Source organism: Micromonospora sp. NPDC048947, assembly GCF_040649495.1.
GTDB lineage: Bacteria > Actinomycetota > Actinomycetes > Mycobacteriales > Micromonosporaceae > Micromonospora > Micromonospora alfalfae.
On record NZ_JBEZFO010000017.1, the window covers coordinates 121,789 to 147,528 of the forward strand.

Here is a 25,740-nt window from a genome sequence, read left to right on the forward strand (position 1 = left end):
ATAGGGTGCCGTTCGAGTCAACGTCCGACTCCAACCTGGAGCGGTCGGCGTCGCACAGGAGTTCCGATGGTCTTCAAGAAGATGTTGAGCGCGTTCGGTGTGGGCGGTCCCAGCGTGGACACCGTGCTGACCAACCCCAACACCCGGCCCGGTCTGACCCTCGACGGGCAGGTCAACCTCGTCGGTGGCGACGCTGAGGCAGCCATCGAGCAGGTGGTGATCGGCCTTGTCACCCGGGTCGAGGTCGAGGGACACGACACCGAGTACGCGGGCACGATGGAGTTCCACCGCATGGCGGTCAGCGGGTCGCTCGTACTCGCCCCGAAGCAGCAGCTCTCGATCCCGTTCCAGCTGCCGGTGCCGTGGGAGACCCCGATCACCGACGTGTACGGCCAGCGCCTGCACGGCATGACGATGGGTCTGCGCACCGAGTTGGCTATCGCCCGCGCGGTCGACAAGAGCGACCTGGACCAGGTGGCGGTGCACCCACTGCCGGTGCACGAGCGGATCCTGGAGGCGTTCCAGCGGCTCGGCTTCCGGTTCAAGCACGCCGACCTGGAGCGTGGTCACATCCGGGGCGTGCAGCAGACGCTGCCGTTCTACCAGGAGATCGAGTTCTTCGCCTCCCCGCAGTACGCAAGCACCATCAACGAGGTCGAGCTGACCTTCGTGACCAGCCAGCGCGGTGTGGAGGTCATCCTGGAGTGCGACAAGCGCGGCGGGTTCCTCAGCGCCGGGCACGACGCGTTCGGTCGCTACCAGGTGGCGCACACCGACGCTGACCGCGTCGACTGGGCGCAGGTCGTCGACGGCTGGCTGCGCGAGACCACGTCCCGTTACGGCAGCCTGCGCTCCCAGTACGGCCCCAGCCACGGTCACGGGCACAGCCGCGGGCACGGCATGGGCGGCATGGTGGCCGGAGCGGCGCTCGGCGTCGCCGGGGGCATGATCGCCGGCGAGATGATCGAAGACGCGTTCGAGGGCGACTTCGGCGACTTCGGTGGCGACGAGTAACTGGTCCACAAGCGACGACGGTGGCCTCCGGGAGTCCTCCCGGAGGCCACCGTCCTACGCGTGACGCGTCAGTGCTTGTTGCGTTCCTTGCCGGACCGGCGCGCGGAGCCGGCCTTCGACAGACCACGGCTGACCAGGTAACCACCGGTCAGAATGGTCAGGAACAGCCACGCCTGGTTCGGGTTGTTGATGTTCAGCCCGTTGGCGGTGGTGCCCTTCCAGAACGCGGCGATCACCACGAGCGCGACCGCAGCGGCGTAGACCCAGAATTCCGTCGTCAGGAACGCCTGCTTGGTCTCCGTGCCCGGCGACGGCATCGGGTCTCGGTGCCCGTCCCGCATGGACGGCATCTGCTGGGTCTGCATGTCCCGCATCGACGCGGGATTCTGCGGGTCGTTCATGGGCCGGTTCATCGGCCGGGTGGAAGCAGCCTGCGTGCTCATCTGGTCCTCCTCAGGATGCGATGAGTCGTACCTGCATTCCCTCGCCCCGCTACCGCGTGTCGGCCACGGCACGGTTCGCTTTCGTGGCGGGGACAACCCCCGACTACCCGAGGCCCCGGAGCAGGTAACACCGATCGCCGGCCGGAAAACCGGCCGGCGATCGGATGGTCGACGGGTCAGCGCAGGCCGTTACGCCTGGCCACGCTCACCAGAAGGTCCGGGTCGTCGGTGATGATGCCGTCGACGCCCAGGTCGATGACCCGCTGCATCACCGTCGCGTCATCCACGGTGTACGGGATCACCTTCAGGTTGTCGCGCGTCTGCAGGGTCCGAACGTCCGGTCCGTGGAAGTATGCCGGGTTCTCCCGCAGGTACCAGTCGGTCGAGGCGACAGTGCCCTGCCTCGGGTCGTGCACCTGCCAGTTGGCGGAAACCGTGCCAGCTCCCGCGGCCCGGGTCAGCTTGCCGAGGTCCTGGTACTTCCACCAGTCCAGCCCACCGGTCCAGGGGCTCTTCACCGACGGGTTGCCGTAGACCGCCTCCAGGGAGCACTCGTCCGCGAGGGTGACGCACTCGGCCGGACCGTACTGCCAGACCAGGCCGACAGTGCCGATGCGGCGGTCGAGCTGCTTGGCGTACGTGATGGTGCGCCAGTCGAACGACTGGATGGTGGCCCTGCTGGTGAAGCCGGCCCGCTGGATCGCGTCGACGAGTTTGCGGGTGAAGCTGCGGTACGGCTCGGTGTCGTTCACCACCGGACTGATCTTCGTTTCGATGTTCATTCCGATGTCGGTGCGGCCACTCGCCTTCACCAGGGCGAAGACCTCGTCAAGGGTCGGGATCCGGGCACCGGGCGCGGGCACCTGGGCGGGCAGTTCGGGCAGCGTCTTCGTGCCGCAGTCGACGGTCTTGAGCTGCGCCAGGGTCAACTCGTGCACCGGCTTGCCCACGTACGGGAACTTCCGGTCCCCCTTGCGCACCGGGGCGGTGTCGACGCAGTGCGACCCGTTGACGGTCCGGTCGTGCAGCACCACGAGCTTGCCGTCGGCCGTCACGTTGGTGTCCAGCTCAAGGGTGGAGATGGCCCGGTTGGACAGCGCGTTCGCGAACGCCGGCAGTGTGTTCTCCGGTCGGCTGGCCCGACCGCCCCGGTGTGCCTGGATGTCGAACGGCGCTGCGTACGCCTTCGGCAGCCGGTAACCACGCTGCGCCAGCACGCCGCGCAACCGGTCCGGGTAGTCGGTGATCATGCCGTCCACGCCGTCGTCGATCAGCTTGCTCATGGTCGGCACGTCGTCGACGGTCCACGGGATCACCTTGATCCCGTAGCGGTGCGCCTGGGCGACCATCTCCTTCGTGACGTACGGCTTGTAACCCGGGTCGGTGACAGTCCCGTTCTGCGGGGACCCGTGCACCGGCGAGAAGGCGCTGGCGCCGAAGCTACGGATCGCCTTGATCGGGTCGCCGCCGAAGTCGTCGATGTCCAGCCCGCCCAGCCACGGCGACGCACCCGGCTGACCGGTCTGCAGGAAGTCGTAGTTGGTCAGGGCGACCAGCGGCAGCTTCGGCTCGACCTGACGCATGCGCATCAGCGCGCCCCAGTCGAAGCTCTGGATGGTGACCTGCTTGAGCAGCCCGGCAGCGCGGATCTCGGCGGCGGTGACAGTGACGAACTGCTCGCGGGGGGCGGTCTCGGTCGGTGCGCCAGCCTCGACCTTGGTCTCGACGTTGAGCTTCACGTCCTTGGCCTGGTAGCGGTTGACCAGCGCGAAGACCTCACGCAGCAGCGGCATCCGGGCACCGGGGACGGCGAGTTGGCCGGGCTTGTCCGACAGTGTCTTCGAACCGCAGTCCAGCGAGCGCACCTGGGCCAGGCTGAGCGTGTTGATGTACTTCCCGACGTACGGGAACTCCGGGTCGCCGGGCGTCACCGCAGCGGTGTCGACGCACTTGGTGCCGGTGACCTTCCGGTCGTGGGTGACGACGGCCTGACCGTCCTCGGTGATCTGCACGTCCAGTTCGAGGGTGCTCACCCCGAGTTGGAGGGCGTTACCGAAGGAGGCGAGGGTGTTCTCCACCCGCAGCCCGAGGCCGCCCCGGTGGGCCTGCACGTCGAATGTCCGGTCCGGTCGTGGCTTCGCCTGGGCGGGCACCGCGAGCCCGGTCGTCACCGTCGCGGCCACCAGGGCCGCGACGGCGGTACGGCGTACTGTGCGCACGCTGTCATCCCCTCCTGCCGGCGGGCATCTCCCACCGGTCGCGGGACAGCATGGACATCTCGGGCTGCGGGCAGGCGGCCAGCGGGCGGCGTGCCGGTGAACCGCCGTGGACGACCTCCCGGTCACGCCGGGTTTGGTCGGCCGGTGGTCGGGCACCCAGTCAGTTCCACAGCTTCTGCGAGGTGATGGACGTGCGTGAGGACGACATGCGGCAGGACGCCGCCCGCGAGGCCGAGGACCGGATCGCCGGTGGCGTGTACGGCAAGGGCGCCCTCGACGAGGTGACTGTGCCACGCACCGATGTGGAGAGTCAGATCCAGCGCGACGACCCCTTCGATCCGGCCAAGGAGCGGATCGACCCACAGGTGCTGCGCGACGGTGGCCCTGTCGGCGGGCAGGGCGCGGTGACGACCACCGGTGGCACCGCCGGGCCGGCGAGCGTACGCCGGGTGGCCCGACAGCCGGAGCGACACCCGGGCAAGGTAGCGCCGACCACCACCGGTGATGCCACCACCGGCGGCCTGAGCACCCCGATGGGCGGTGGCACCAGCGACCAGTCCACGTCGGCGACCGGCCCAGCAAAGTCCATCAGGGACAAATCCACCGACTGACCCACCCGCCGCCCCGACCGCGTGACAGCTTCGGTCGGGGCGGTGAGCCTCGTGGTCAGCTCGCCGGGCGGAGGACGCCCAGGCGTTGAGTGGCGCGGGTCAGGGCCACGTACAGGTCGCTGCGCCCACGGGGGGACTCGGCCACCATCCGGTCCGGATCGACCACCAGCACCGAGTCGAACTCCAACCCCTTGGCCTGCGCGACTGTCAAGACCACCACCCGGCTCTCCAGCTCCGGATGCTCGCCGACGGCGGCCTCCGGCAGGGCGGCGGTCACCGCCGCGCCCAACTCACCCACCCGGCCGGCCGGCACGAGGACCCCGAGCCGCCCCTCGGTCAACCCGGCCGCCTCCCGGGTGGCCTCGGCGACCAACTCCGGCGCCAACCGGCCGGCGGGGACCGTCCGGTCCCACGGCGGTACGCCGCTCTCCCGCACCGAGCGCGGCGGCCGCAGTGCCGGGTCGATCTCGGCCAGTACGTCGGCGGCGACCGCCATGATCTCGGCGGGAGTGCGGTAGCTGACCGTCAGCTCGGTGAGCCGCCACCGCTGCTCGACGTACGGGGCGAGGGCGTCCGCCCACGACGGCGTACCGCTCAGCGCGCCGGTCTGTGCCACATCTCCGACGATCGTCATCGACCGGCTCGGGCAGCGGCGCATCAGCAGTCGCCAGGCCATCGGCGAGAGCTCCTGCGCCTCGTCCACGATCACGTGGCCGAACGCCCAGGTGCGGTCGGCGGCGGCCCGCTGCGCGGTGGTCAGCCGGTCGGCCTCCTCCTGCCGCTCCAACAGTCGATCCGCGTCGATCAGGTCGGTCACGCCCAGGATCTCACCGCCCTCGGCCTCGTCCTCGACGTCGATCGAGCGGGAACCCCTGGCGATCTCCAGCACGCCCTCGGCGTACTCCCGTTCCATCATCCGGATGCGGTCCCGCCGGGCGGCGGCGGCGCGTTCGTCCTCGCCGAGCAGTTCGGCGGCCTCGTCCAGCAGCGGGACGTCGGCCGGCGCCCAACCACCGCGCTCACGGTGCAGCAGCGCCCGCTCGTCCTCGCTGAGCATCGGCGCGGCGGCGGCGATCCGGTCCCTGTCGGCGTACAGGTCGGCGAGCAGCCGCTGCGGGGTGAGCACCGGCCACAGCCGGTCCAGGGCGGCCTGGATCTCCGTCTCCTCGCGCAGCTCGCGGCGGATCTCGGCGCGGTCCGCCTCGTCGAGGAGGTTGTCCCCGCCGAGCGGGTCGGCGCCGATCCGTTCGGCCACCTGGTCGGCGAGCGCGTGCACGATCTCCACGTCGAACAGCGCGCGGGCCAGGTTGTGCGGTCGGTCGGCGCGACGGACCCGTTCCCGGGCCGCGCGCACGATCTCCGGGTCGAGGGTCAGCGTCTCCCGCTCGACCTCGATCTCCAGCGGCTCGTCCGGCACCCACTGCCGGTCCCGTACGGCCAGCGCCAACACCTCGGCCAGCACCTCCCGGCCCTTGAGCGCCGCGGTCTCGGCCGGCTCGGTCCGTTGGGCGCTGACCCCGGGAAAGAGATCACCCTGGGTACGCAGCAGCACGCCGGTCTCGGCCAGCGTCGGCAGCACCTGGGAGATGTAGCGCAGGAAAGTCGCGTTCGGGCCGACCAGCAGCACGCCACGGCTGGAGAGTTCCCGGCGGTGCGTGTAGAGCAGGTACGCTGCCCGGTGCAGCGCGACAGCGGTCTTGCCGGTGCCGGGGCCGCCCTGGACCACCATCACGCCCGGAAGCTCCGCGCGGATGACCTCGTCCTGTTCGGCCTGAATGGTCTCGACGATGTCGCGCATCCGGCCGGTACGGCCCGCGTTGAGCGCGGCGAACAGCGACGCCTCACCGGTCAGCTCCTCGTGGGCGCCGGGGGAGGCGGTGTCGATGTCGAGCACCTCGTCGTTGAGCCCGGTCACCTTGCGCTGCCGGGTACGCAGGTGCCGGCGACGGCGTACGCCCTGCGGGTTGGCGGCGGTGGCGAGGTAGAACGGGCGGGCGGCGGGTGCCCGCCAGTCCATCAGCAGCGGGTCGTAGTCACCACTGGTGTCGAAGATGCCGATCCGGCCGATGTAGCGGCGGGAGTCGTCGTCGCCGTCGAGACGGCCGAAGCAGAGCCCGTTCTCCACTGCGGAGAACTGTTCGACCTGATCGGCGTACATCGCTACCGAGCTGTCGCGCTGCGAGCGATCCTGGAGGGTGCCGCCGGTGTTGTGCAGCTCGGCGGTGAGCCGGTGGGCGGCCTGCTCACGCAGCTCGTCCAGCCGGTTGTAGAGCATCGAGACGTACTCCTGCTCGCGACCGATCTCGTCGTCGAGCGGCAATTCGCCGGAACCGCCGGAGTGCCTTGACAAGCCGTCTCCCTAAAGATTAGAATCCTTTGCAGGAACGGCTTTAAGCCGTTCTTTTTTGTGCCTTCGAACTGTTGAAGATAGCGCGTTCCGCCGGTTCTCACCAAGCCGGGCGGTCCGGCGCGCCGGTGATCGCGAGGTGACGGCGGATGATCCTGCGGACCGGCCAACGGGTGGTCTTCATCGGGGACAGCATCACCGATTGTGGTCGACGCGACGTCGCCGCGCCGTACGGCAGCGGATATGTGAGTCTCGTGCGTGCCCTGGTCGACGCCCGGCACCCGGAGTTGGAGCTGGAGTGGGTCAACCGGGGTGTGGGCGGCGACACGGTGCGGGACCTGGCCGCCCGTTGGGACGACGACGCCATCGCCGAGCGCCCCGACTGGCTCGCGGTGCTGATCGGCATCAACGACATCTGGCGGCACTACGGTGACCGGCCGGATGAGGCGGTCGGCATCGAGGAGTACGAGCGCACCCTGCGCGACCTGCTCCGTCGGGCGGTCGACGCCACCGGCTGCCGCCTGATCCTCGGTGACCCGTTCTTCATCGAGGCCGACCGGAGCGTCCCGCAACGCGCCGACACCGACCGGTACGCGGCGGTCGTCGCGGGGCTGGCGACCGAGTTCGACGCGGTGCACGTGCCCAACCAGGCGGCGTTCGACAGGGTGCTGGCGGTGAGTCCGGCGACGCGGTGGGCCGACGACCGGGTCCACCCGCACCTGCCCGGCCACGCGGTCCTCGCCGACGCGTACCTCAACGCCCTCGGCGTCTCCTGACCTCGGCCTGACCCACAGCGAAGCGCCGGGCCGACCGTCAGGTCGACCCGGCGCGAACACCGCGGAGATCAGCCGCGCGCGGCCTGGTAGAGCCGCTCCGGCGTCACCGCTCCGGCGAGCACCCGGCCGTCGTCGGTGAGCAGCACGCTGAACAGTTTGCTGCTGAAGAGCCGACCGCTGCCCCAGTCGCCGCTGACCGCCGGCAGACCGCCGAGCAGCTTCGACATGTCCAGGTCCGACCCGGCGCCGGCGGGGGGAGCCGCCGGCTTCGGGGCGGGCTTCCCGGCGACATCGGCGCCGTCGAGGCGGCCAACCAGCACTGTCGTCCAGCCGTCGCCCACCGCGCGGACCTGCCTGTCACCCGCCGGCTCGACGTGACCGGGCTCGCCAGTCGGCTTTCCCGTCGGGCGCTCGGCCTTCTCCTCGTCGACGGTCACGCCGGGCGGCGGGTTGAAGCGGAACTGGTCGGCGTCCGGGCGGCGGTAGTCGACCTGGGTGAACGCCACCTCGAACGCCGGCCGGTCGCTGCCCTTCGCGAGCACCTCGAAGCGCAGCGGCACGTGCTGCTTGGCGTCGATGGCGATCCGCAGCTGGTGCACCAGGGAGTCCTGGTCGCGCGGCTGGAGCACCAACTCGTACGCGTCCCGGCCGGCGACGGTGGCCGACCGGCCGACGCTGACCTCGGTGCTCGGGTCGATAGCGTCCAACGCCAGGTCGGCGGCCTGCTGCGGGGTGGCCGGCAGGCTCGCTGCCGGCTCGGGAGCGGGCTTCCAGGCCCCGGCGTCGCCGCCCAGCGTGCGGTGGGTGGCGGTGTTGCTGCGGCTCTGCCACGTCCACAGGTCCCGGCCGTTGCGGATGATGTCCTGCTCGCCCAGCGTGTCCATCAGCGCGACCCGCTGCTGGTCCGGCCCGGAATACCAGACCCGCAGGGTGTGGGTGCCGGTCAGCAGGGTGGTCAGCTCGTTGCCGGGAATCAGCCCGACGAGGGGCGGCAGGCCGAGGTCGGCGCGTTGCACGACGGTCCCGGACAACCCCTCCAGCCGGGATGTCTGCAGGTCGACCAGGAGCTGAGCGGCGGTTCGGGGCGGCAGGCTCGGCTCGGCCTCGGCGGCGAACGTGCCGATCGCCGCGCCGCCGCCGATGACGGCGACGGCCGCGGTGGCCGGAACCAGCCAACGAAGGACGGGACGGCTTCTCAGGACGGACATGGTGGCACCTCCTGCGGCCATCTTGCCTCGTCCGTGCTGTGAACGCGCTGAGGACACCGAACCGTGCCGATTGACCCGGGTGGCACCCTTGAGCTGTGCGGGTGCTGGTGGTGGAGGACGAGGCCCGGTTGGCGGCTGCCCTGCAACGCGGTCTCCAGGCGGAGGGGTTCGCGGTGGACGTGGCGGCAACCGGCCCGGCGGGCCTGGACGCGGCCCGGCACGGCGGGTACGACGCCATGATCCTCGACGTGATGCTGCCCGGCCTCTCCGGGTACGAGTTGGTCCGGCGGCTGCGCGCGGAGCAGCACTGGTTGCCGGTGCTGATGCTCTCCGCCAAGGACGGCGAGTACGACCAGGCCGACGGCCTCGACTGCGGCGCCGACGACTACCTGACCAAACCCTTCTCGTACGTGGTGCTGCTGGCCCGGTTGCGGGCGCTGCTGCGTCGGGGCGCGCCGGAGCGCCCGACCGTGCTGGCGGTCGGTGACCTGCGGCTGGACCCGGCCCGACGGCGGGTGACCAGGGCGGACGCCGAGGTGGCGTTGACCGCGCGGGAGTTCGCGTTGCTGGACTACCTGATGCGCCGGCCGGGCCAGGTCATCTCCAAGATCGAGTTGTTGGACCACGTCTGGGACGCCAGCCTGGAGACCGCGCCGAACGCCGTCGAGGTGTACGTCGGCTACCTGCGCCGCAAGCTCGGCCGGGACCGGCTGGAGACGGTCCGTGGCGCCGGCTACCGGCTGGCGACGTGACCGTCGACGGCCCGGCACCCACCCGTCGGGCCTGGCCCGGCCGGATGCCGGTCCTCGGGCTGCGCGGGCGGCTCATGGCGATCGGTGTGGTCGGTCTCACCATCGGGCTGGCCCTGGGCGGGGTGGTGCTGCTCGGCGCGCTCAGCTTCGTGCTCCAGCGCACTGTCGACACCGAGGCGTTCCGCACCGCCGACGCGGTCGCCCTGCTCGCCGCCGAGGATGCGCTGCCCGACCCGCTGCCGGTGGCCGGGGGGCAGGTCCGCGTGCAGGTGATCGACGGGCAGGGACGGATCCGGGCGGCCTCGATCGACGCCGATCGCCTGGTGCCGATGGTCCGCCCGGAGCGACTGAACCGCGACGGTCGGCAGCGGCTGGAGGTGCCGGCCGAGCGGGTCGGGCTCGTCGGCCCGGTGCGGGTGGTCGCCGTGCCCGCCGGCACCGCGGCCGACCCGCTCACCGTGCTGGTCGCCCGCTCGATGGCCGACGTGCGGCACAGCACCCATGTGGTCCGGACCATCCTGCTGGTGGCGTTCCCGCTGCTGGTCGCGGTGTTGGCCGGGGTGGCGTGGCGGGTGGTGGGCGCCACCCTGCGGCCGGTCGAGGCGTTACGTCGAGGCGCCGAGGAGATCACCGGGAGGGCCGGCGCCGGCCGGCTGCCGGTGCCGGCGTCGGCCGACGAGATCCACCGCCTGGCGGTTACCCTCAACGGCATGCTGGGCCGGCTGGAGTCCGCCCGCGTCCGGCAGCGGGCCTTCGTCTCCGACGCCGCGCACGAGCTGCGCAGCCCGTTGACCAACATCCGGACCGAGCTGGAGGTGGCCCAGCGCCTCGCCGACCGGACCGACTGGACTGCTGTGACCGCCAACCTGCTCGCCGACACCGACCGGCTGAGCCGCCTGGTCGACGATCTCCTGCTGCTGGCCCGCCTGGACGAGACTCCGCCGGCCCGGGGGACCGGTCCGGTGGAGTTGGGCGCGTTGCTGACCGAGGTCGCCGCCCGCTACCCGTCACCGCCGGTGCGGGTGACGCCGCCGGCCGGCCCGCTCTGGACAGTCGGCACCGTCGAGGAGTTGCGTCGCGTGCTGGCCAACCTGGTCGACAACGCGGTACGCCACGCGTCCGGCAGTGTCGTGCTCGCCGCCGAGGCGACGTCGGCGGCGGGTGCCACGGTCGGGCCCGGCGTCGGGGCGTACCACCTGGTGACGGTGACCGACGACGGCCCGGGGATCGCGTTGGCGGACCGGGAGCGGGTCTTCGACCGGTTCACCCGGCTGGATGACGGAAGGGCCCGCGACGACGGGGGCGCGGGTCTGGGGCTGGCCATCGTCCGGGAGTTGGTCCGACGCGCGGGCGGCAGCATCACCCTGACCGACGCGCCGGAGCAGCGAGGACTACGGGTCTGCCTGCTGCTGCCAGCGTTGCCGGCCGAGGACGGTCAACGGTAGACGGTCCGTGAGCGCGGACGTGACCGCTAACCGGGGGCGAGCCGGACGAGTGGCCACGGCGCCCCCCCAACCGCCCGCCGGCGACCCTTTGCTCTGCACCTGCGGACGCGACAGTTACGTAACGTGATGCTTGCCGACGGGTGTCGAAGCGGGCTGTCGCGACGTTTCAGCTGCTCGTCGGGGATGGTGCGCATAGGTAAGCAGAGCAAAGCCTGGGCCGGAGTATGGACGGGGGCGTCGGGTGTGACGGTGTGTCACGGTGGGTTCGTCAACGGGTAGCCCACGCTGAGTGAGGTCTGCGGGGCATAGTCGGCAGGGCGTGCCGGGCAGGGCAGCGGCGGGCGGGGCACAGCCGGCGGGGCGTGGCGGACAGGGCAGTGGAGGACGGGTCAGCGGCGGCGGGTGCAGACCTGCTTGGAACGCGCCACGGTGTCGGTGGACCAGGCGACGGCGACGGTGAAGCAGAAGTCGTTGGTGCGGTTGAGCGCATAGATGACGAAGCTGGTGGTGCCGGCGGGCAGCGTCGCGAAGATGTTGTGGGTCTGGCCGGTGCGCCCACCCGCGATGACCACCGGGCCCTCGCCGCCGGCCGGATAGGTCCAGTTCAGCGCGATGCTGTCCCGGGTGTCGCGCAGGGTCACCGCGCTGGGTGGGGTGCCGGGTGGGGCCGCGGCGGCAGCCGACGTCGGTGCCGTGCCGCCCGGGGCGGGCGCGGTGCTGGCCGGCGCGCCGGCGGTGGGGGAGGCACTTGCCGGCGGCGGGTTCGGTTCGTCGTCGCCGTCGACCCGGGCCACCCCGGCGATCACCGCCGCCGCGCCGAGGAGCACCACGACCACCCCGGCCACCAGCACCGGGACCAGCCGGTTGCGCTGCTCCGGCGGCGCGCGGTGCACGGGCACCGGCAGCAGCCGCGACGGCGTGTACGGCTCGACCTGCCCGTACGGATCAGGCCGCGCGTACGGATCGGGCTGGGTGTACGGGTCGGGCTGGGCGTACGGGTCGGACGGTTGGTGCTGGTCGGACGGCGGGTTCGGGTCGGGCGACCCGTACGGGTCGGCGGGTCGGTGCAGTCGGTACACCCCGGGCTGCTCCTCCGTGCCGCCGGCCAGCCCGACCACCGACGGGGGCACCGGAGGGTCGCTGTGGTGGGGCGACGACTCGTCCGCCGCTTCGGGCGACCATCTGCCGCCCGACGACCCGACCGACTCGTCGGAGGGCAGCCGGGGGTTCGGCACCGCACCGGCGTGGTGGGTTGCGGCTGCCGGCGGGTGGTAGCCGGATTCGGCCGGCCCGTCACTGTGCGGTGGGACGCGGGCGGCCGGCACGACCGGCGTGTCCCGAGCCGTGGGCTGGTTGTCCGCGCAGGCGTGGTCGGGACTGGCCGCCGCCCGGGCCAGGGCCGCCACCTGGGTGGCCAGCGGGTCGTCGCCGGGCAGGTGCTGGCGACACAACTCGCGGGCGAGCGCCAGGTTGTCGTGTGCCTCGGCGAACTGCCCGCAGTCGCGCTGCATCGCCCCGAGCCGCGCCAGCATCTTGATGCCACTGGGGTGCCCGTCGCCGTACACCTCGCGGTGCAGCTCCCAGGCGTCCTGGAGGCGATCGCGGGCCACTGTGCACTGGCCGCGCGCGTACTCGACGGTGGCCAGGTCGGCGTGCGCGGCGAGCACCCGCAGCGACTCCGGGCCGTCCTGCGCGGTCAGCTCGATGATGACTTCCTGGTAGAGCCGCGCCGCCCGGGAGTGGCTGCCGACCCGGTGCAACACCGCGGCCAGGGTCGCCGCCGCGGCCACCGTGCGCGGGTCGGCACGGCCGTGCAGGCGGGTGGTGGCCGCGTACGCGAAGGCGGCCCACCCCCGGGCCGAGTGCGGCTCGCCGAGGGCGATCAGCACCCGCGCCTGGAGGCTGGCGGCCTCGGCCAGCTCGGGGGTGGCGTTGGCCGGGCGGGGGTCGGCGTCGGTGAGCGCGTCGGACAGCAGTTGCTGTGCGCCGGCCAGATCGCCGGAGGACACGAGGTGGTGCGCCTGATCAGTCAGTTCACCGAAGCCGGAAGACACGCCCCATCGTGCTCATCCGACGACGGTAAGTACAAGACCCGCGCCGGTGTCGATTGGTCAGGATCCGGTCAGGTGCTCGGCCAGGGTCTCGCTGATCCGGCGCAACTGGTCGACCTGGGCGGGGCTCAACGCGTCGAACAGATGTTGGCGTACCCCCTCGACGTGGCCGGGTGCGGCGGCCGCGAGGGTGGCGAAACCCTCGTCGGTGAGGACCGCGATCTGCCCGCGTCGGTCGGTGGGGCAGTCCTCGCGGCGCACCCAGCCGGCGGCCTCCAGTCGGGCCACGGCGTGCGAGAGCCGGCTGCGGGATGACCCCGCGGCCTGCGCCAACTGGCTCATGCGCAGTTGCCGACCGGGGGCCTCGGAGAGCTGAACCAAAATCTCGTAGTACGCGTGCGGCATGCCCGCGTCGCGTTGCAGCTCGCGGTCGAGAGTGTCCATCAGCACCCGGGAGGCGGTGAGGTACGCGCGCCACGTGCGCTGCTCGTCGGGGTCCAACCAGCGGGTCATGGCCGCCATCATACTCCCGATGGTTGAATGTTCAACTAAACCGCGCTAGTCTCGGGTCATGGGTATTCATCGGCTCAACCACGCGGTCCTCTACGTCAGTGACCTCGCCCGCAGCGTCGCGTTCTACAGCGACGTGCTGGGCTTCCGCCCGGTGGCGATGACCCCGGACGGCTTCCGGGGTGCCACCTTCCTCCAGGCCCCCGACTCCACAAACGACCACGACCTCGGCCTCTTCGAGATCGGCGCGGGCGCCGGGCGGTCGGCCGCCGGCCGGTCCACCGTCGGCCTCTACCACCTCGCCTGGGAGGTGGACACGCTCGACGAGCTGGCCGCCACCGCCGAGCGGCTCGCCGCGGCCGGAGCGCTGGCCGGCACCTCCGACCACGGCACTACCAAGAGCCTCTACGGCAAGGACCCGGACGGTCTGGAGTTCGAGGTGGTCTGGCTGATCCCGGCCGACCTGCTCGACGACACCGCGCTAGCTGCCCGCAAGCAGATCGGTCGGCTCGACCTGGACGCCGAACGGCAGCGTTACGGCGGGCAGACCCGGGGCGGGGTGGGGATCTCCGTCCCGGCCTGACCGCCCGTACGGTAGAACGGACCGATGCCGACCGACCGGACCACTGAATTCCTCCGCGAGCTGCTGGTCCGCCAGTTGACGACCTGGCTGCCCGCGGCCCTGCACCGCTCCCGGCGGGCCACCATCGCCCTCGCGGGCGCCGACGCGGGTAGCGCGGAGGCCGCGCTGCGCCTGGTCGCCACCCACGGCGACCAGGTACGCGGCCGGCAGGTGTCGGTGCTGGTGCTGGCCGACGCCGCAGCCGACCTGCCGGCCCGACTCGGCCCGATCGAGGCGGAACTGCCCGCCGAGGTCACCGTGCACCTGCTGCCCGGCGAGCCGTACCGACTGCCGGTCGCGGTCAAGGCCGCCGGGGCGGCCGGCGCGCCGCTGTTCTCCTTCGTGGACCTGCCCGGCGCGGTGACGCCGAAGCTGCTCACCGCCGCAACCAACGGCCGGACCGGAGAACTGCTGCTGCACACCGGCGACAGCGCCCGAGACATGCTCGTCTCCGCCGGCTTCCCCCTGGTCGCCGAGGTGGCACCGGTGCTGCCCGGCGGCGAGGCCGCCGGGGTGATCGCCTTCGGCAGTCGCTCCGACCGGAGTCTCGAGGCGGTCCGTGACGCCCTCTGGGCGATCGGCGCGGACCTCGACGTGCGCTACCGCGACCCACTCGACCCGACCGGCACGACTGTCGACGTGGTCGGCGATCCCGACCTCGAACCGCTGGCCCACGAGTTGCTGGCCGAGTTGCGGGCGGGTGGGCCACGGCCGGTCACCGAGCTGCGTCGGCACACCCTCACCGCGACCGTCTACCGCGCCGCCGACGCCAATCAGGCGCTCGTCGACCTTCTCGACGCCGGCGCCCTGCGACGCGATCGCGAGTCCGGGCGGCTGGCCGGCGACGAGATCATCACCCTGGCGCGCTGACCGCCCCACCCCACAGACGCCGAGCGGGGTGCCGGTGAATCACCGGCACCCCGCTCGACTCCCGGGATACTTACGACCGGGACTTGTCCTGCTTCCAGCTCAGTGGACCCGGCAGGTCGACCCGGTGCGCGCGGGCCTTGGAGTTCCAGGACCAGCGACCGATCTTGATGCTCCACGAGGAGAAGCCGTTCTCGGTGAAGTTCAGGATGATCGGACCGTACTTCTTGCGCTTGCGAAACATGAGGCCCATCGGAGGTCTCCCCTCGTCACCGTTCCCTGCCGTGTCGAGATCGAACATGCCCGAACCGACAACTTTTGAAACCCTCTCGCTGTCCGTCCTGGACGGTCGCCCACCGGATGCCGCAATCTCTACCCATCAGATATGTGTTGCGCCACGGTAAACCCTGTTCGGGGCGCTTCGTAACATCGGCAGCGATAGAAGTCTCACCTTCTGGAAGGCCGTTGACCGCTCGTTCCGATCGCGGGCAGCATGGGGTCATGTCGCAGCGGGATGAGCTTCTCCTCACCGCTCGTGTGCACGTCGACCTGGTCCGACACGCGAGCGCGCTCTGTTGAGCTGACCGGTCCCATCCGGCTCGGCTCCAGCGCCGCACCGGTCCCATCCGGCTCGGCTCCGCGCCGCACTCCCACCGCACGCCCGCGCACCGCGCAGCGGCGTGCCCGCACGCCCTCATCCGGGCGTTCCCGCTTCCCATCGTGGACAGATCAGGAGACTCCCCATGTCCCCACCCCGTCGTGCCATTCTGCGTGAGCTCGCCGCCGTTGCCGCGCTGGCCGTGCTCACCGCCACCGCCACCGCCACCGCTGGCTGCGCCGGTGACGCGGCAGCCGACGGCACCCAGGCCAGCGAGCTGCGCTACCAGGGCTCGGTCGGCCAGGTCACCCTCCCCGAACTCGCCGCCGATCTCGGCTACCTCGGCGACGTCAAGCTCAGGTGGATCGGCAACGTCACCGGTGGCCCGCAGGACATCCAGGCCACTGCCACCGGTCAGAGCGACTTCGGCGGCGCGTTCAACGGCGCCATCGTCAAGCTCGCCACCGCCAACGCCCCGATCACCGCGGTGGTCAGCTACTACGGCTCGGACGCGCACACCTTCCAGGGCTACTACGTGCTCGACGACAGCCCGGTCCGCAGCCCCCGTGACCTGATCGGCAGGAAGGTCGGCATGAACACCCTCGGCGCGCACGCCGAGGCTGTGCTCAAGACCTGGCTCGCCCGCGGCGGCCTCACTCCCGCCGAAATCAAGCAGGTCGAGCTGGTCGCCCTGCCACCTGTCAACACCGAGCAGTCGCTGCGGCAGCGGCAGATCGACGTCGCGGTGCTCGGCGGGGTGATCCGGGACAAGGCGGTCGCCAGCGGCGGCATCCGCACCATCTTCACCGACTACGAGCTGCTCGGCGCCTTCAGCGGCGGCACCTACGTCTTCCGGGACGACTTCATCAAGCGCAACCCGGAGACCGTCAAGGCGTTCGTCACCGGGGTCGGCAAGGCCATCGAGTGGGCCCGCACCCAACCCCGGGAAACAGTGGTCGCCCGGATGCGGGACATCATCGGCAAGCGCGGCCGCAATGAGGACCCGTCGCTCGTCGCGTACTGGAAGAGCAGTGGCGTCGCCGGCCGTGGCGGGGTGATCGGCGAGCAGGAGTTCGGCACCTGGATCGACTGGCTCGCCGCCGAGGGCGAGATCAAGGGCGACCGTCCGAAGCCGGGCGACATCTACACCAACCGGTTCAACCCCTTCGTGGACGGGGGGAGCGCGTGAGCACCGACAAGATCCTCTTTGATCGGGTGAGCAAGACCTTCCCGGTCCGAGCCAGCCGGCGTGGCGGCGCCGGCGCGGTCACCGCGCTGGACGAGGTCACCCTGGGGGTACGCCCCGGCGAGTTCCTTGTCGTCGTCGGCCCCAGCGGCTGCGGCAAGTCCACTCTGCTCGACCTGCTCGGCGGGCTCACCGAGCCGACAGCGGGGCGGGTGCTCGTCGACGGTCGGCCCGTCACCGGCCCCGGCCTGGACCGGGGCATCGTCTTCCAGCAGTACGCGCTGCTGCCCTGGCGCACCGCCGCCGGCAACGTCGCGTTCGGCCTGGAGGCCAAGGGGGTGCCCCGCGCCGATCGCGCCGCCCTGATCGAGCACCACCTGGACCTGGTGGGCCTGCGCGGGTTCGCCGACCGCTACCCGCACGAGCTGTCCGGCGGGATGAAGCAGCGAGTGGCCATCGCCCGCAGCCTCGCGTACGACCCGGACGTACTGCTGATGGATGAGCCGTTCGCCGCCCTGGACGCGCAGACCCGCGACTCGTTGCAGGACGAGCTGGTGCGGATCTGGGCCCGTAACGGCAAGACGATCGTGTTCATCACCCACGGCATCGACGAGGCCGTCCACCTGGGTCAGCGGGTGGCGGTGCTGACGTCGCGGCCTGGGCGGCTCAAACAGGTCATCGACATCGACCTCGGTGACCGGGACGCGGTCGAGGACGTCCGCTCCACCGACGCGTTCCGCCACCACCGTCACCAGATCTGGACCCTGCTGCGGGACGAGGTGCGGGCCGCGCAGGCCGCCGAGGGCGCCACCGGCAGCCGCACCGCGCACACCGGAGCAGTTGGTGCTCGTACTCCCGTCGTCGCCGGAGCCGACGCGCGGCGCGCGGCGCCAGCGGCGGCCCACACCGAGGAGGCCCGCGTTGGTTGACATCGCCGAACGTCCCGCCCGGCTGGCGGCCCATGCGGCCGTGCCCGATGCGGTGGCCGCCGTCGGACCCGGCTCCGGCGGGCTTGCCGGCCGGCTGCTCGGCATCGGCGCGAAGGTGCTGCACCGCACCGTCGCGATCGTCGCGCTGGCCGCGATCTGGGAGGGCGCACCTCGGCTCGGGCTGGTGGACCGGGTCTTCCTGCCGCCGCTGTCCGAGGTGCTGGTGGCCTGGTGGGAGTTGCTGCGCAGCGGGCAGCTCGCCGAGCACGTGGGCGCGAGCCTCACCCGGTCGTTGGCCGGGCTCGGCCTGGCGGTGCTCACCGCCATCCCGCTCGGGTTGCTGATCGGCTGGTACCGGCCGCTCGCCGAGCTGCTCAGCCCGCTGTTGGAGGTGTTCCGCAACACCGCCGCGCTGGCCCTGCTGCCGGTGTTCGTGCTCATCCTCGGCCTGGGGGAGACTTCCAAGATCGCCCTGGTGCTGTACGCGTGCTCCTGGCCGATCCTGCTGAACACCATCGCCGGGGTGAAGGGCGTCGACCCGCTGCTGATCCGGTCGGCCCGCTCGATGGGGCTCAACCACCTGCGGTTGTTCCAGAAGGTGATCCTGCCGGCCGCGGTGCCGACCATCTTCACCGGCGTCCGGCTGGCCGGGGCGTACTCGATCCTGGTGCTGGTCGCGGCCGAGATGGTCGGCGCGAAGGCCGGGCTCGGCTACCTCATCAACTACGCGCAGTACAACTTCGCGATCGCCGACATGTACTCCGGGATCATCACGATCTCCGCCATCGGCCTGGTCGTCAACCAACTCCTTGTCGCCCTCGAACGTCGCTTCTCCACCTGGCGCGTCGACGTCTCTGCCGGATAGGACGGACAACAATGACCCGCACTCTGCACCTCAACGCGTTCCTGATGGGCGTCGGCCACCACGAGGCCGCCTGGCGGCACCCCCGCACCGACCCGCGTCGGGTCACCGACGTACGGCACTTCCAGGAGCTGGCCCGGATCGCCGAACGCGGCACCCTCGACTCGCTCTTCCTCGCCGACGGTCTGTCGGTCGGGCCGAACCCCCGGCACAACATCCAGGCCGTCTTCGAACCGCTGACCCTGCTCGCGTCGCTCGCCGCGGTGACCGAACACATCGGTCTCATCGCGACGGTCTCCACCACCTACAACGAGCCGTTCCACGTCGCCCGCAAGTTCGCTTCGCTGGACCACCTCAGCGGCGGTCGGGCCGGCTGGAACATCGTCACCTCGGCCCAGGAGCGGGAGGCTGTCAACTTCAACCGGGACAGCCACCCCGAACACGCCGACCGTTACCGGCGGGCCGCCGAGTTCGTCGACGTGGCGATCAAGCTCTGGGACAGCTGGGAGGACGATGCGCTGGTCTTCGACACCACGGCCGGGGTGTTCGCCGACACCGACCGGGTGCACGAGGTGGCGCACCGCGGGCCGGAGTTCCAGGTCCGTGGCCCCTTGAACATCCCCCGGGGGCCGCAGGGTCGACCGCTGCTGGTGCAGGCCGGCTCGTCGCCGGACGGCATCGCCTTCGCCGCCCGCTACGCCGAGGCGGTCTTCACCGCGCAGCAGACCCTCGCCGACGGGCAGAGCTTCTACGCCGAGCTGCGCCGGCAGGTCACCGCCGCCGGCCGCGACCCGGACCTGGTGAAGGTCCTGCCCGGCATCGCGCCGGTGCTCGGCGGCACCGAGGCCGAGGCGCGGGCACTCGCCGCCGAGTTGGAGGAGCTGATCGTCCCCGACTACGCCCTGGCCCAGCTCTCCGGGATGCTCGGCATCGACCTGACCGGCCTGCCGCTGGACGGGCCGCTGCCGGAGCTGCCGGCCGCCGGCACCGTGCAGGCCCACCAGAGCCGCTACCAGCTCGTCACCGAGCTGGCCCGCCGGGAACAGCTCACCATCCGCCAGCTGATCGCCCGGCTCGGCGGCGGTCGGGGTCACCGGGTCGTCGCCGGTACGCCCGAGCAGATCGCCGACCAGATCGAGCTGTGGTTCACCCAGGGCGCCGCCGACGGGTTCAACATCATGCCGCCGCACCTGCCCGGCGGGCTCGCCGACTTCGTCGACCACGTGGTGCCCGTGCTGCGCTCCCGTGGGCTGTTTCGCACCGAGTACGCCGGTCGGACGCTGCGCGAGCACTACGGCCTGCCCCGACCGGCCAGCGCGTACGCCGCGTCGGGCCTGGTGCCGGCATGACCACGGTGGAGCGCCCGGCGGCGGACATCGCCGGGCTGCGACCGGTGAACCCGGACCTGTTCCGCGCTCTGCTGCGGCGCCAGGCCAGCACCGTCACAGTGGTCACCGCTGTCGCCCGCGCCACCGACCCCGCCTGCCTGGGTGGGATCGGCGCGCCCATCCGGGCGGGCTTCACCGCGACCTCGTTCACGTCGGTGTCGCTTGACCCTCCGCTGGTCTCGTTCTGCCTCGGGGTGGCGTCGTCGAGTTGGCCGGTGCTCGCCCGCGCCGAGCACGTCGCCGTGCACCTGCTGGGCGCGGGGCAGCGGGAGGCCGCCACTGTCTTCGCGACCAGCGGCATCGACCGGTTCGCCGCGTACCCGGACTGGACATCGGGACCGTTCGGGGTGCCGCTGCTCGACGACGTGCTGGCCCGGCTGCTCTGCCGGGTGGTGCACCGGGTCCCGGCGGGCGACCACACGCTGGTGATCGCCGAGCCGCTGGCGCTCGGCGACGGTGGCGACGGCCCGCCGCTGGTCCACCACCGGGGCGGCTACACCACCGCCGTGCCAACGTGAGCGCGGTCACCACTGCCGACCTGCTCGCGTTGGACCGGGCCGCCCAGGACCTGCTGTTCCGGGCGGCCCGCACTGCCAACACGTTCACCGACGAGCCGGTCACCGACGCCCAGGTCGCGGCGATCCACGACCTGATCCGGTACGGGCCGACCGCGTACAACGGTCAGCCGCTGCGGGTGTTGCTGCTGCGCACGGCGGCGGCGCGGGCGCGGCTGCTGCCGTTCGTGTCGTCGAGCAACCGGGCGAAGACGGCCAGCGCGCCACTGGTGGCGGTGCTCGCTGCCGACCTGGACTTCCACGAACGGCTGCCCGAGCTGTACCCGCACCGTCCGCAGGCCCGCGACTGGCTGCGCGACAGTCCGTCCCGCGCCGAGCAGGCCCGGTTCAGTGCGACCCTCCAGATCGGCTACCTGCTGGTGGGCGTACGTGCCGCCGGGTTGGCCGCCGGCCCGATGGCCGGGTTCGACGCCGCCGGGGTGACCCGCGAGTTCTTCTCCGACGGCCGGCACGAGGCGCTGCTGCTGCTCAACCTGGGCCACCCCGGCCCGGACGCCTGGGAGCGGCGGCTACCCCGACTCAGCACCGAGGAGGTGGTGTGGACGCTGTGAGCCGACCCGGGGTCAGCGGGGCTCCCACGCGTCGGGCAACGCGGTGAGCTTGCGGACGTGCGCGGGCAGTCGACCGCTGACGATCTCGGCGAGGCTCACCTCGTCGACGACCCGCCGCACGGCGGCGCGGACCGCCACCCACAGGCCGGGCAGGTTCTCCGCCGAACCCTCGTACCGGGTCTCCTCGGGGCGCAGCCCGCGTACCCCGGCCAGTGGGCCTTCGACGGCGCGCAGCACCGCGCCGACTGTCACCTCGCGTGGCGGCCGGGCCAGCGTGTAGCCGCCCTCGGCGCCGCGTTGGGCGCGGACGACGCCGGCCCGGCGCAGATCCGCCAGGACCGCCTCCAGGAACTTGCGGGGCATGTCCTGCTCCGCGGCGATGGCCTGGGTGGACATCAGCGAGGGGTACGCGGTGGCGAGGCTCAACGCCGCCCGTACCGCGTAGTCGCCGCGCGCGGAGATCTGCACCCTGCCATCATGCCCGCCCGGTGCCGCCCGGCCCTCCGGCGGGCGACCCGGGTCTCGTGGCGTGCCCGCCGTTGGCGGGTTCGCCGGGGGTGCCGGGGAGGAACCAGCCGCCGTTGACGCCCGTCGACTCGGCTGGCGGTCGAGGTCGGACCACCCGGCCGGCCACCGCCTGATCCCGGGCGGCCCGGAACGCGCCGGGGCTGACCCCGACCTCGCGGGTGAAGAAGCGGCCGAAGTTCGTGGGCTCGGAGAAGCCGAGCCGCCTGCCGATCTGGGCGATCGGCTGATCCGTCGCGGCCAGCAACCGGCCGGCCTGCAACGCGACCCGCTCGTCGATCACCTGTTTGGCGCTGCGGCCGGTGACGGCCAGGCAGGCCCGGGTCAGGGTCCGCACCGAGCAGCCGAGTTCGGCCGCGTAGTCGTCCACCCGCCGGGTGTGCTGATAGCCGTGCTCCACCTCGCTGCGGAACCGGTGGAACGTCTCGTCCTCGGGTCGGGACGGCGACCGGTCGTCGTGGGCCACGGCCAGCCGCAACAGCAGCACTGCCAGTTGATGCCGCAGCAGCGCGCGGGCGGTGGGGCCGTCGGGGTGCCGCCGACAGTCCACCGCCAACTGGCTCACCTCGCTGATCACCGCGTCCTCGTCCTCACCGGCCAACTGCCGCCAGGTCGCGGTGGTGCTCAGGTCGACGTCGAAGCCGCGCAGCGCCTCGGCATCCCAGGCGACCACTGTGGCGTCGAACTGCGGGCCGGCGCAGCGCAGCACCTGACCGGGGCGGACCCGCAGCAGCGTGCCGGGACGGCAGGGCAGCAGATGAAAGTCGAGCTCCGCGTCGCCGTGCCCACGCGTGGTGAGAATCAACAGCTCCCGCTCGACGATCACCGGCCGCCGCCAGCCCGGGGCACCGGCAAGATCGGCCAGCGCGAACGTGGCTATCTCGTCGGTGACGGGAGACGCCGTTCCGATCGATGGCGCGGGGGAGGGATCGGTGGAGACCATCGCCTGCGACGGTAGCCCGAACCGCAGGTCACCGCATCCCGATCGACGTTCGCAGCGGAATCCGCGGCAAGCTGCGGGCTTGTCCCGGTCCCGGCGGCCGGGCTACGTTACCCGGCGGTAGCGCCATCGGTCCGCGGTCCACCCGGTATCCGCCGGTCACCCGACCGGCCGGCGGCACCCGCCGACTCGCGATGGGATGGGCATGACGCAGCTGTTCTCGGTCGAAGGTAAGACGGTCCTGGTCACCGGTGGCTCGCGGGGGATCGGGCTGATGATCGCCCAGGGATTCGTCAGGGCCGGCGCACACGTGATCATCTCGTCCCGCAAGGCGGATGTCTGTGAGGCCGTGGCCACCACCCTGTCCGCCGAGGGCCGCTGCGATGCCATCCCCGCCGACCTCGGCGACGACGCCGGGGCCGAGACGCTGGCCGCCGCGGTGCGCGAGCGCTTCGGCCGCCTCGACGTGCTGGTCAACAACGCCGGCGCGACCTGGGGCGCACCGCTGGAGGACTACCCCGAGGCCGCGTTCGACAAGCTCTGGGCGGTCAACGTCAAGGCCGTCTTCCGGCTCACCACCGCGCTGCTGCCGGCGCTACGCGCCGCCGCCAGCGCCGACGACCCGGCCCGCGTGATCAACATCGGGTCCATCGACGGCATCCGGGTGCCGATGATGGAGGTGTACGCGTACTCGGCCACCAAGGCGGCCGTACACATGCTCACCCGCAGCCTCGCCCACCAACTCGCCGGTGAGCAGATCACCGTCAACGCGATCGCGCCCGGCCCGTTCGAGAGCAAGATGATGGCGTTCGCGCTCGACGACCCGGCGAGCCGGGCCGCCATCGAACAGCAGGTGCCGCTGGGCCGCATCGGGCGCCCCGAGGACATGGCCGGCACCGCCATCTACCTCTCGTCGCGCGCCGGCTCGTACCTCACCGGGGCGGTCATTCCCGTCGACGGCGGCATCACCACGCACGGCTGAGCACCGGCCGACCCGGGGGCGCGCTGTCCGCGTACCCCTGGGTGTGTGTGCCGGGGCCGCGCGGACTCGGCAGATCCGCGCGGCCCCGGTATGGCCGGTGTTGCCCGTTCGGGCGGTCAGCGACCGGCGAGCAGCCGGTTCACCGCCGTGTCGACGTCCAGGTGCTCGGCCTCACGGCCGCGCGGGACGACGACGTAGGTCCGTCGAAGGAAACGCACCAGGACGCTGCGCGGCACCTCGAAGAGGGCGTTGCCGTCCGGTGACGAGAGGGCCAGCGCGACGAAGTCGCCGCGCGGTGTGGCCCAGGGCCAGACCCGCACATCCCCGATTCCGGCCGGTTCGTCCAGGCCGGTGACCAGAAGTTCGCGAGCGAACGACCAACTCACCGCCTCGCCCCCTGCCGATTCGGCATGGAACAGGACATGGACCGCATACGGGTCAGCAGGGTCGTAACGCAGACTGGCACGCACCGGCAAGGCGGTGGCGTCAGGTGCGACGAGCCTTAGCGACGTCTCGACCTCTACGGTCGTCGGTCGGATGACACTCATGGACGTTCTCCCCCCGGCACCGCTGCGGAACGCGCGTGTCCCGCTTTTCCCATACTCAGGTGCTACTCCTGGCTACGCTCCGCCATACGCTGACTTCACCCAGTGGTGGGAAGGGGGACGGAAAGGCCGCGTGAATGTGAGCATTCATGTAGGATTTCCGGTTCTGCCCAGTGCGTGATCCCGCCCGGTATCGGGTGGCTCAGTCGTCGACTTACTCCGGTAACGTCCAGTCGGCCGTTGCAGTGACGGGCCCGAGCGACACTGGGGGGTGAAATGGTGACGAAGCAATCCTCAGTGGATCCGGCGGCGGCGCCCGGCCCGCCGAAAGTCGGGGTCCGAGCAGCCGAAAAGCGGGGGTACGGAGTGCCGATGGAGCAGCCCGAACGGGCCGGTCGGCCGGCGTCCGACGCCGGTCGTCCCGGCGGTGATGACGCCGGTCGTGGTGGCGACACCGCCGGTGGTCGTGGCGGCGGCGCCGGTGCCGGTGGAGTCGCCGTGCAGGAGCGGCCGAGACGCCCCCGCTGGCGCGAGCGGATCTCGCTGACCCTCGACCTGATCCGCGCCAACCCCACCGGCCGGATCGCACTCAAGATCTTCATTGCGATCGCCGGGGCGCTTGTGGTCACCATCGGCATCGCCCTCATCCCGCTCCCCGGGCCCGGCTGGCTGCTGGTGATCGCCGGCCTGGGCATCTGGGCGGTCGAATACCACTGGGCGCGCCGACTGCTCGGCTTCACCCGCCGCCACGTCCACGGATGGACACGGTGGGTGACGAGACAGTCGCTGCTGGTACGAATCGTGCTCGGCTCCGTCGGCCTGGTCTTCGTGGCCACGGTGGTCTGGCTGTCCCTCAAGTACAGCCTCGGCATCGACGTGGTGGCCGAGGCGATGCACTACCTCGCGACCCACTGACCCCGGATTTCCGGTCCGGTTCCACGATCGGGTAGAGTCAGTGGCGCTGAGGGCGATTAGCTCAGTGGGAGAGCGCTTCGTTCACACCGAAGAGGTCGCTGGTTCGATACCAGCATCGCCCACCCTTGGTTCGCGCAGGTCGGAAGCCCGTTGCCGGAGTCATCGGTAACGGGCTTTGTCGTATGCGCTGCTTACAGTGGGAGCAGATTGGGAGCAGCGGCTCTGGTTGGGTTGGGTAGTCCTGCGGGCGGCGACATCCGATGCCCCGATCGTTCGACCGCTCCGTCCAGATGCCAACTCCCGGCAGCATCACGAAGGCTGCGACAACAGCAGCCTCGCGGCTGCCCTACGGCCAGGTGATCTGAGACGCCCTGGTCGCGCGGTAGCACCTGAATCGGCTGGTCGAAGGTCCGAGAGGGGCTCGGCGCGAGGTGAGGCAAACCAGGGGTGGCCCGCTCTGGCTGATCGGCGGGACACCCGCTGATTCGCATTGTGCATCGTGGTCTTCAGCTCCTCGATGTGCTGGGGGTTCGAGGATGAGAGCCGCAGAGTGGGAGCGCCACAGCGTAAACCGTCCATGGTGTCTGGAACTGGGGTGAACCCCCAGGCGCGGCCATTAGACGGAAGTTGCGGTCCAGGCGTCGGGCGTAGATCGTATCGGCCGTGTTCGCCGGCGAGGGTCCGCGGCCGGAGCGGGTCGTGCATGCACCCTCTGCGCGGACCACGCCAGGATCGTCGCTGGTCCGGTGAGCGCGCGCTTGACGGGCCGGTTGGTCCGTGACTGCGCGCGCTATGCGGCTGCGGCGAGTGCGGAGATGACGGAGGTGGGCATCTGCCTTCCTGCAGGGCAGCTTCGCCCGTTTCGACGAGGACAAGCAG

26 protein-coding genes and 1 tRNA gene are annotated in these 25,740 nt (G+C 71.5%); 17 read left to right on the forward strand and 10 right to left on the reverse strand.

Annotation, left to right across the window (positions count from 1 at the left end):
- Positions 1 to 66: 66 nt before the first annotated feature.
- Positions 67 to 1,014, forward strand: a complete 948-nt coding sequence (locus AB0B98_RS23685; protein WP_357365349.1) for a sporulation protein — start codon at positions 67 to 69, stop codon at positions 1,012 to 1,014.
- Positions 1,015 to 1,082: 68 nt separating this feature from the next.
- Here AB0B98_RS23685 and AB0B98_RS23690 read toward each other — a convergent pair whose 3' ends face one another.
- Positions 1,083 to 1,457, reverse strand: coding sequence for a hypothetical protein (locus tag AB0B98_RS23690; protein ID WP_357286889.1), 375 nt, complete (start codon positions 1,455 to 1,457; stop codon positions 1,083 to 1,085).
- 176 nt (positions 1,458 to 1,633) lie between these two features.
- Positions 1,634 to 3,676 (reverse strand): glycerophosphodiester phosphodiesterase family protein, encoded by a 2,043-nt coding sequence (locus AB0B98_RS23695; RefSeq protein ID WP_357365351.1) that lies wholly within the window; start codon positions 3,674 to 3,676, stop codon positions 1,634 to 1,636.
- 191 nt (positions 3,677 to 3,867) lie between these two features.
- Between AB0B98_RS23695 and AB0B98_RS23700 the strand changes: the two genes are divergently transcribed.
- A complete protein-coding gene (locus AB0B98_RS23700; protein WP_357365352.1) occupies positions 3,868 to 4,287 on the forward strand; it encodes a hypothetical protein in 420 nt (139 codons plus the stop codon).
- Positions 4,288 to 4,342: 55 nt separating this feature from the next.
- On the opposite strand, the gene AB0B98_RS23705 is transcribed toward AB0B98_RS23700, so the two are convergent.
- Positions 4,343 to 6,637 carry an ATP-binding domain-containing protein gene (locus tag AB0B98_RS23705; RefSeq protein WP_357365354.1) on the reverse strand — a complete coding sequence of 765 codons (2,295 nt, stop codon included), beginning with the start codon at positions 6,635 to 6,637 and terminating at the stop codon, positions 4,343 to 4,345.
- A gap of 146 nt (positions 6,638 to 6,783) precedes the next feature.
- On the opposite strand from AB0B98_RS23705, the gene AB0B98_RS23710 reads away from it, so the two are divergent.
- The gene (locus AB0B98_RS23710) at positions 6,784 to 7,410 is read left to right on the forward strand and encodes an SGNH/GDSL hydrolase family protein (RefSeq protein WP_357286877.1); all 627 of its coding nucleotides are present in this window, start codon (positions 6,784 to 6,786) and stop codon (positions 7,408 to 7,410) included.
- Positions 7,411 to 7,478: 68 nt separating this feature from the next.
- Here AB0B98_RS23710 and AB0B98_RS23715 read toward each other — a convergent pair whose 3' ends face one another.
- The gene (locus AB0B98_RS23715) at positions 7,479 to 8,618 is read right to left on the reverse strand and encodes a sigma-E factor regulatory protein RseB domain-containing protein (RefSeq protein WP_357365356.1); all 1,140 of its coding nucleotides are present in this window, start codon (positions 8,616 to 8,618) and stop codon (positions 7,479 to 7,481) included.
- Between the two features lie 95 nt (positions 8,619 to 8,713).
- Between AB0B98_RS23715 and AB0B98_RS23720 the strand changes: the two genes are divergently transcribed.
- Positions 8,714 to 9,370, forward strand: coding sequence for a response regulator transcription factor (locus tag AB0B98_RS23720; RefSeq protein WP_124816037.1), 657 nt, complete (start codon positions 8,714 to 8,716; stop codon positions 9,368 to 9,370).
- Between the two features lie 74 nt (positions 9,371 to 9,444).
- Positions 9,445 to 10,815, forward strand: coding sequence for an ATP-binding protein (locus AB0B98_RS23725; RefSeq protein ID WP_357365441.1), 1,371 nt, complete (start codon positions 9,445 to 9,447; stop codon positions 10,813 to 10,815).
- 389 nt (positions 10,816 to 11,204) lie between these two features.
- On the opposite strand, the gene AB0B98_RS23730 is transcribed toward AB0B98_RS23725, so the two are convergent.
- Together AB0B98_RS23730 and AB0B98_RS23735 are read right to left on the reverse strand one after the other, a co-directional pair.
- Positions 11,205 to 12,869: a tetratricopeptide repeat protein gene (locus tag AB0B98_RS23730; RefSeq protein WP_357365358.1), complete on the reverse strand. Its 1,665-nt coding sequence runs from the start codon at positions 12,867 to 12,869 to the stop codon at positions 11,205 to 11,207.
- A 57-nt stretch (positions 12,870 to 12,926) separates the two neighbouring features.
- On the reverse strand, positions 12,927 to 13,388 hold the full coding sequence (locus tag AB0B98_RS23735) for a MarR family transcriptional regulator (RefSeq protein WP_357365443.1): 462 nt from the start codon (positions 13,386 to 13,388) through the stop codon (positions 12,927 to 12,929).
- A gap of 49 nt (positions 13,389 to 13,437) precedes the next feature.
- Here AB0B98_RS23735 and AB0B98_RS23740 point away from each other — a divergent pair, with 49 nt between their 5' ends.
- Both AB0B98_RS23740 and AB0B98_RS23745 read left to right on the forward strand, forming a co-directional pair.
- On the forward strand, positions 13,438 to 13,959 hold the full coding sequence (locus tag AB0B98_RS23740) for a VOC family protein (RefSeq protein ID WP_238671508.1): 522 nt from the start codon (positions 13,438 to 13,440) through the stop codon (positions 13,957 to 13,959).
- Positions 13,960 to 13,983: 24 nt separating this feature from the next.
- On the forward strand, positions 13,984 to 14,868 hold the full coding sequence (locus AB0B98_RS23745; protein ID WP_357365361.1) for a hypothetical protein: 885 nt from the start codon (positions 13,984 to 13,986) through the stop codon (positions 14,866 to 14,868).
- A 70-nt stretch (positions 14,869 to 14,938) separates the two neighbouring features.
- On the opposite strand, the gene AB0B98_RS23750 is transcribed toward AB0B98_RS23745, so the two are convergent.
- On the reverse strand, positions 14,939 to 15,118 hold the full coding sequence (locus AB0B98_RS23750; RefSeq protein ID WP_030333600.1) for a DUF4236 domain-containing protein: 180 nt from the start codon (positions 15,116 to 15,118) through the stop codon (positions 14,939 to 14,941).
- A 248-nt stretch (positions 15,119 to 15,366) separates the two neighbouring features.
- On the opposite strand from AB0B98_RS23750, the gene AB0B98_RS23755 reads away from it, so the two are divergent.
- The 7 genes from AB0B98_RS23755 to AB0B98_RS23785 all read left to right on the forward strand — a co-directional run bounded on the left by AB0B98_RS23755 (position 15,367) and on the right by AB0B98_RS23785 (position 20,954).
- Positions 15,367 to 15,444, forward strand: coding sequence for a putative leader peptide (locus tag AB0B98_RS23755; protein ID WP_349881247.1), 78 nt, complete (start codon positions 15,367 to 15,369; stop codon positions 15,442 to 15,444).
- Between the two features lie 164 nt (positions 15,445 to 15,608).
- Positions 15,609 to 16,652, forward strand: a complete 1,044-nt coding sequence (locus AB0B98_RS23760) for an ABC transporter substrate-binding protein (RefSeq protein WP_357365362.1) — start codon at positions 15,609 to 15,611, stop codon at positions 16,650 to 16,652.
- A complete protein-coding gene (locus AB0B98_RS23765) occupies positions 16,649 to 17,578 on the forward strand; it encodes an ABC transporter ATP-binding protein (RefSeq protein ID WP_357365364.1) in 930 nt (309 codons plus the stop codon). Before AB0B98_RS23760 ends, AB0B98_RS23765 begins: the two co-directional genes overlap by 4 nt.
- Positions 17,571 to 18,443, forward strand: coding sequence for an ABC transporter permease (locus AB0B98_RS23770; RefSeq protein ID WP_357365366.1), 873 nt, complete (start codon positions 17,571 to 17,573; stop codon positions 18,441 to 18,443). The genes AB0B98_RS23765 and AB0B98_RS23770 overlap by 8 nt, the downstream gene beginning before the upstream one ends.
- An 11-nt stretch (positions 18,444 to 18,454) precedes the next feature.
- Positions 18,455 to 19,789 (forward strand): LLM class flavin-dependent oxidoreductase, encoded by a 1,335-nt coding sequence (locus AB0B98_RS23775; RefSeq protein ID WP_357365367.1) that lies wholly within the window; start codon positions 18,455 to 18,457, stop codon positions 19,787 to 19,789.
- Complete coding sequence (locus AB0B98_RS23780; protein WP_357365369.1) at positions 19,786 to 20,346, forward strand: flavin reductase family protein; 561 nt, start codon at positions 19,786 to 19,788, stop codon at positions 20,344 to 20,346. The genes AB0B98_RS23775 and AB0B98_RS23780 overlap by 4 nt, the downstream gene beginning before the upstream one ends.
- Positions 20,343 to 20,954, forward strand: a complete 612-nt coding sequence (locus AB0B98_RS23785) for a malonic semialdehyde reductase (RefSeq protein WP_357365371.1) — start codon at positions 20,343 to 20,345, stop codon at positions 20,952 to 20,954. Before AB0B98_RS23780 ends, AB0B98_RS23785 begins: the two co-directional genes overlap by 4 nt.
- A gap of 12 nt (positions 20,955 to 20,966) precedes the next feature.
- On the opposite strand, the gene AB0B98_RS23790 is transcribed toward AB0B98_RS23785, so the two are convergent.
- Both AB0B98_RS23790 and AB0B98_RS23795 read right to left on the reverse strand, forming a co-directional pair.
- Positions 20,967 to 21,422: an Rrf2 family transcriptional regulator gene (locus tag AB0B98_RS23790; protein WP_238671500.1), complete on the reverse strand. Its 456-nt coding sequence runs from the start codon at positions 21,420 to 21,422 to the stop codon at positions 20,967 to 20,969.
- 7 nt (positions 21,423 to 21,429) lie between these two features.
- Positions 21,430 to 22,422, reverse strand: coding sequence for an AraC family transcriptional regulator (locus AB0B98_RS23795; RefSeq protein WP_357365373.1), 993 nt, complete (start codon positions 22,420 to 22,422; stop codon positions 21,430 to 21,432).
- 202 nt (positions 22,423 to 22,624) lie between these two features.
- Between AB0B98_RS23795 and AB0B98_RS23800 the strand changes: the two genes are divergently transcribed.
- Positions 22,625 to 23,401, forward strand: a complete 777-nt coding sequence (locus AB0B98_RS23800; RefSeq protein WP_357365374.1) for a glucose 1-dehydrogenase — start codon at positions 22,625 to 22,627, stop codon at positions 23,399 to 23,401.
- A gap of 116 nt (positions 23,402 to 23,517) precedes the next feature.
- Here AB0B98_RS23800 and AB0B98_RS23805 read toward each other — a convergent pair whose 3' ends face one another.
- Complete coding sequence (locus tag AB0B98_RS23805) at positions 23,518 to 23,949, reverse strand: SsgA family sporulation/cell division regulator (RefSeq protein ID WP_007457244.1); 432 nt, start codon at positions 23,947 to 23,949, stop codon at positions 23,518 to 23,520.
- Positions 23,950 to 24,222: 273 nt separating this feature from the next.
- Here AB0B98_RS23805 and AB0B98_RS23810 point away from each other — a divergent pair, with 273 nt between their 5' ends.
- Both AB0B98_RS23810 and AB0B98_RS23815 read left to right on the forward strand, forming a co-directional pair.
- Entirely contained in the window at positions 24,223 to 24,861 is a 639-nt protein-coding gene (locus AB0B98_RS23810; protein WP_357365375.1) for a TIGR02611 family protein, read from the forward strand.
- Between the two features lie 50 nt (positions 24,862 to 24,911).
- A tRNA-Val gene (locus tag AB0B98_RS23815) sits at positions 24,912 to 24,983 on the forward strand.
- Positions 24,984 to 25,740 lie beyond the last annotated feature (757 nt).

Coding starts and splice junctions, on each gene's coding strand:
- AB0B98_RS23755 (WP_349881247.1), top strand. CDS start 15,367: ATGTCGCAGCGGGATGAGCTTCTCCTCACCGCTCGTGTGCACGTCGAC.
- AB0B98_RS23685 (WP_357365349.1), top strand. CDS start 67: ATGGTCTTCAAGAAGATGTTGAGCGCGTTCGGTGTGGGCGGTCCCAGC.
- AB0B98_RS23805 (WP_007457244.1), bottom strand. CDS start 23,949: ATGAGTGTCATCCGACCGACGACCGTAGAGGTCGAGACGTCGCTAAGG.
- AB0B98_RS23725 (WP_357365441.1), top strand. CDS start 9,445: ATGGCGATCGGTGTGGTCGGTCTCACCATCGGGCTGGCCCTGGGCGGG.
- AB0B98_RS23760 (WP_357365362.1), top strand. CDS start 15,609: ATGTCCCCACCCCGTCGTGCCATTCTGCGTGAGCTCGCCGCCGTTGCC.
- AB0B98_RS23740 (WP_238671508.1), top strand. CDS start 13,438: ATGGGTATTCATCGGCTCAACCACGCGGTCCTCTACGTCAGTGACCTC.
- AB0B98_RS23690 (WP_357286889.1), bottom strand. CDS start 1,457: ATGAGCACGCAGGCTGCTTCCACCCGGCCGATGAACCGGCCCATGAAC.
- AB0B98_RS23810 (WP_357365375.1), top strand. CDS start 24,223: ATGGTGACGAAGCAATCCTCAGTGGATCCGGCGGCGGCGCCCGGCCCG.
- AB0B98_RS23750 (WP_030333600.1), bottom strand. CDS start 15,118: ATGGGCCTCATGTTTCGCAAGCGCAAGAAGTACGGTCCGATCATCCTG.
- AB0B98_RS23715 (WP_357365356.1), bottom strand. CDS start 8,618: ATGTCCGTCCTGAGAAGCCGTCCCGTCCTTCGTTGGCTGGTTCCGGCC.
- AB0B98_RS23735 (WP_357365443.1), bottom strand. CDS start 13,388: ATGGCGGCCATGACCCGCTGGTTGGACCCCGACGAGCAGCGCACGTGG.
- AB0B98_RS23800 (WP_357365374.1), top strand. CDS start 22,625: ATGACGCAGCTGTTCTCGGTCGAAGGTAAGACGGTCCTGGTCACCGGT.
- AB0B98_RS23710 (WP_357286877.1), top strand. CDS start 6,784: ATGATCCTGCGGACCGGCCAACGGGTGGTCTTCATCGGGGACAGCATC.
- AB0B98_RS23745 (WP_357365361.1), top strand. CDS start 13,984: ATGCCGACCGACCGGACCACTGAATTCCTCCGCGAGCTGCTGGTCCGC.
- AB0B98_RS23775 (WP_357365367.1), top strand. CDS start 18,455: ATGACCCGCACTCTGCACCTCAACGCGTTCCTGATGGGCGTCGGCCAC.
- AB0B98_RS23780 (WP_357365369.1), top strand. CDS start 19,786: ATGACCACGGTGGAGCGCCCGGCGGCGGACATCGCCGGGCTGCGACCG.
- AB0B98_RS23795 (WP_357365373.1), bottom strand. CDS start 22,422: ATGGTCTCCACCGATCCCTCCCCCGCGCCATCGATCGGAACGGCGTCT.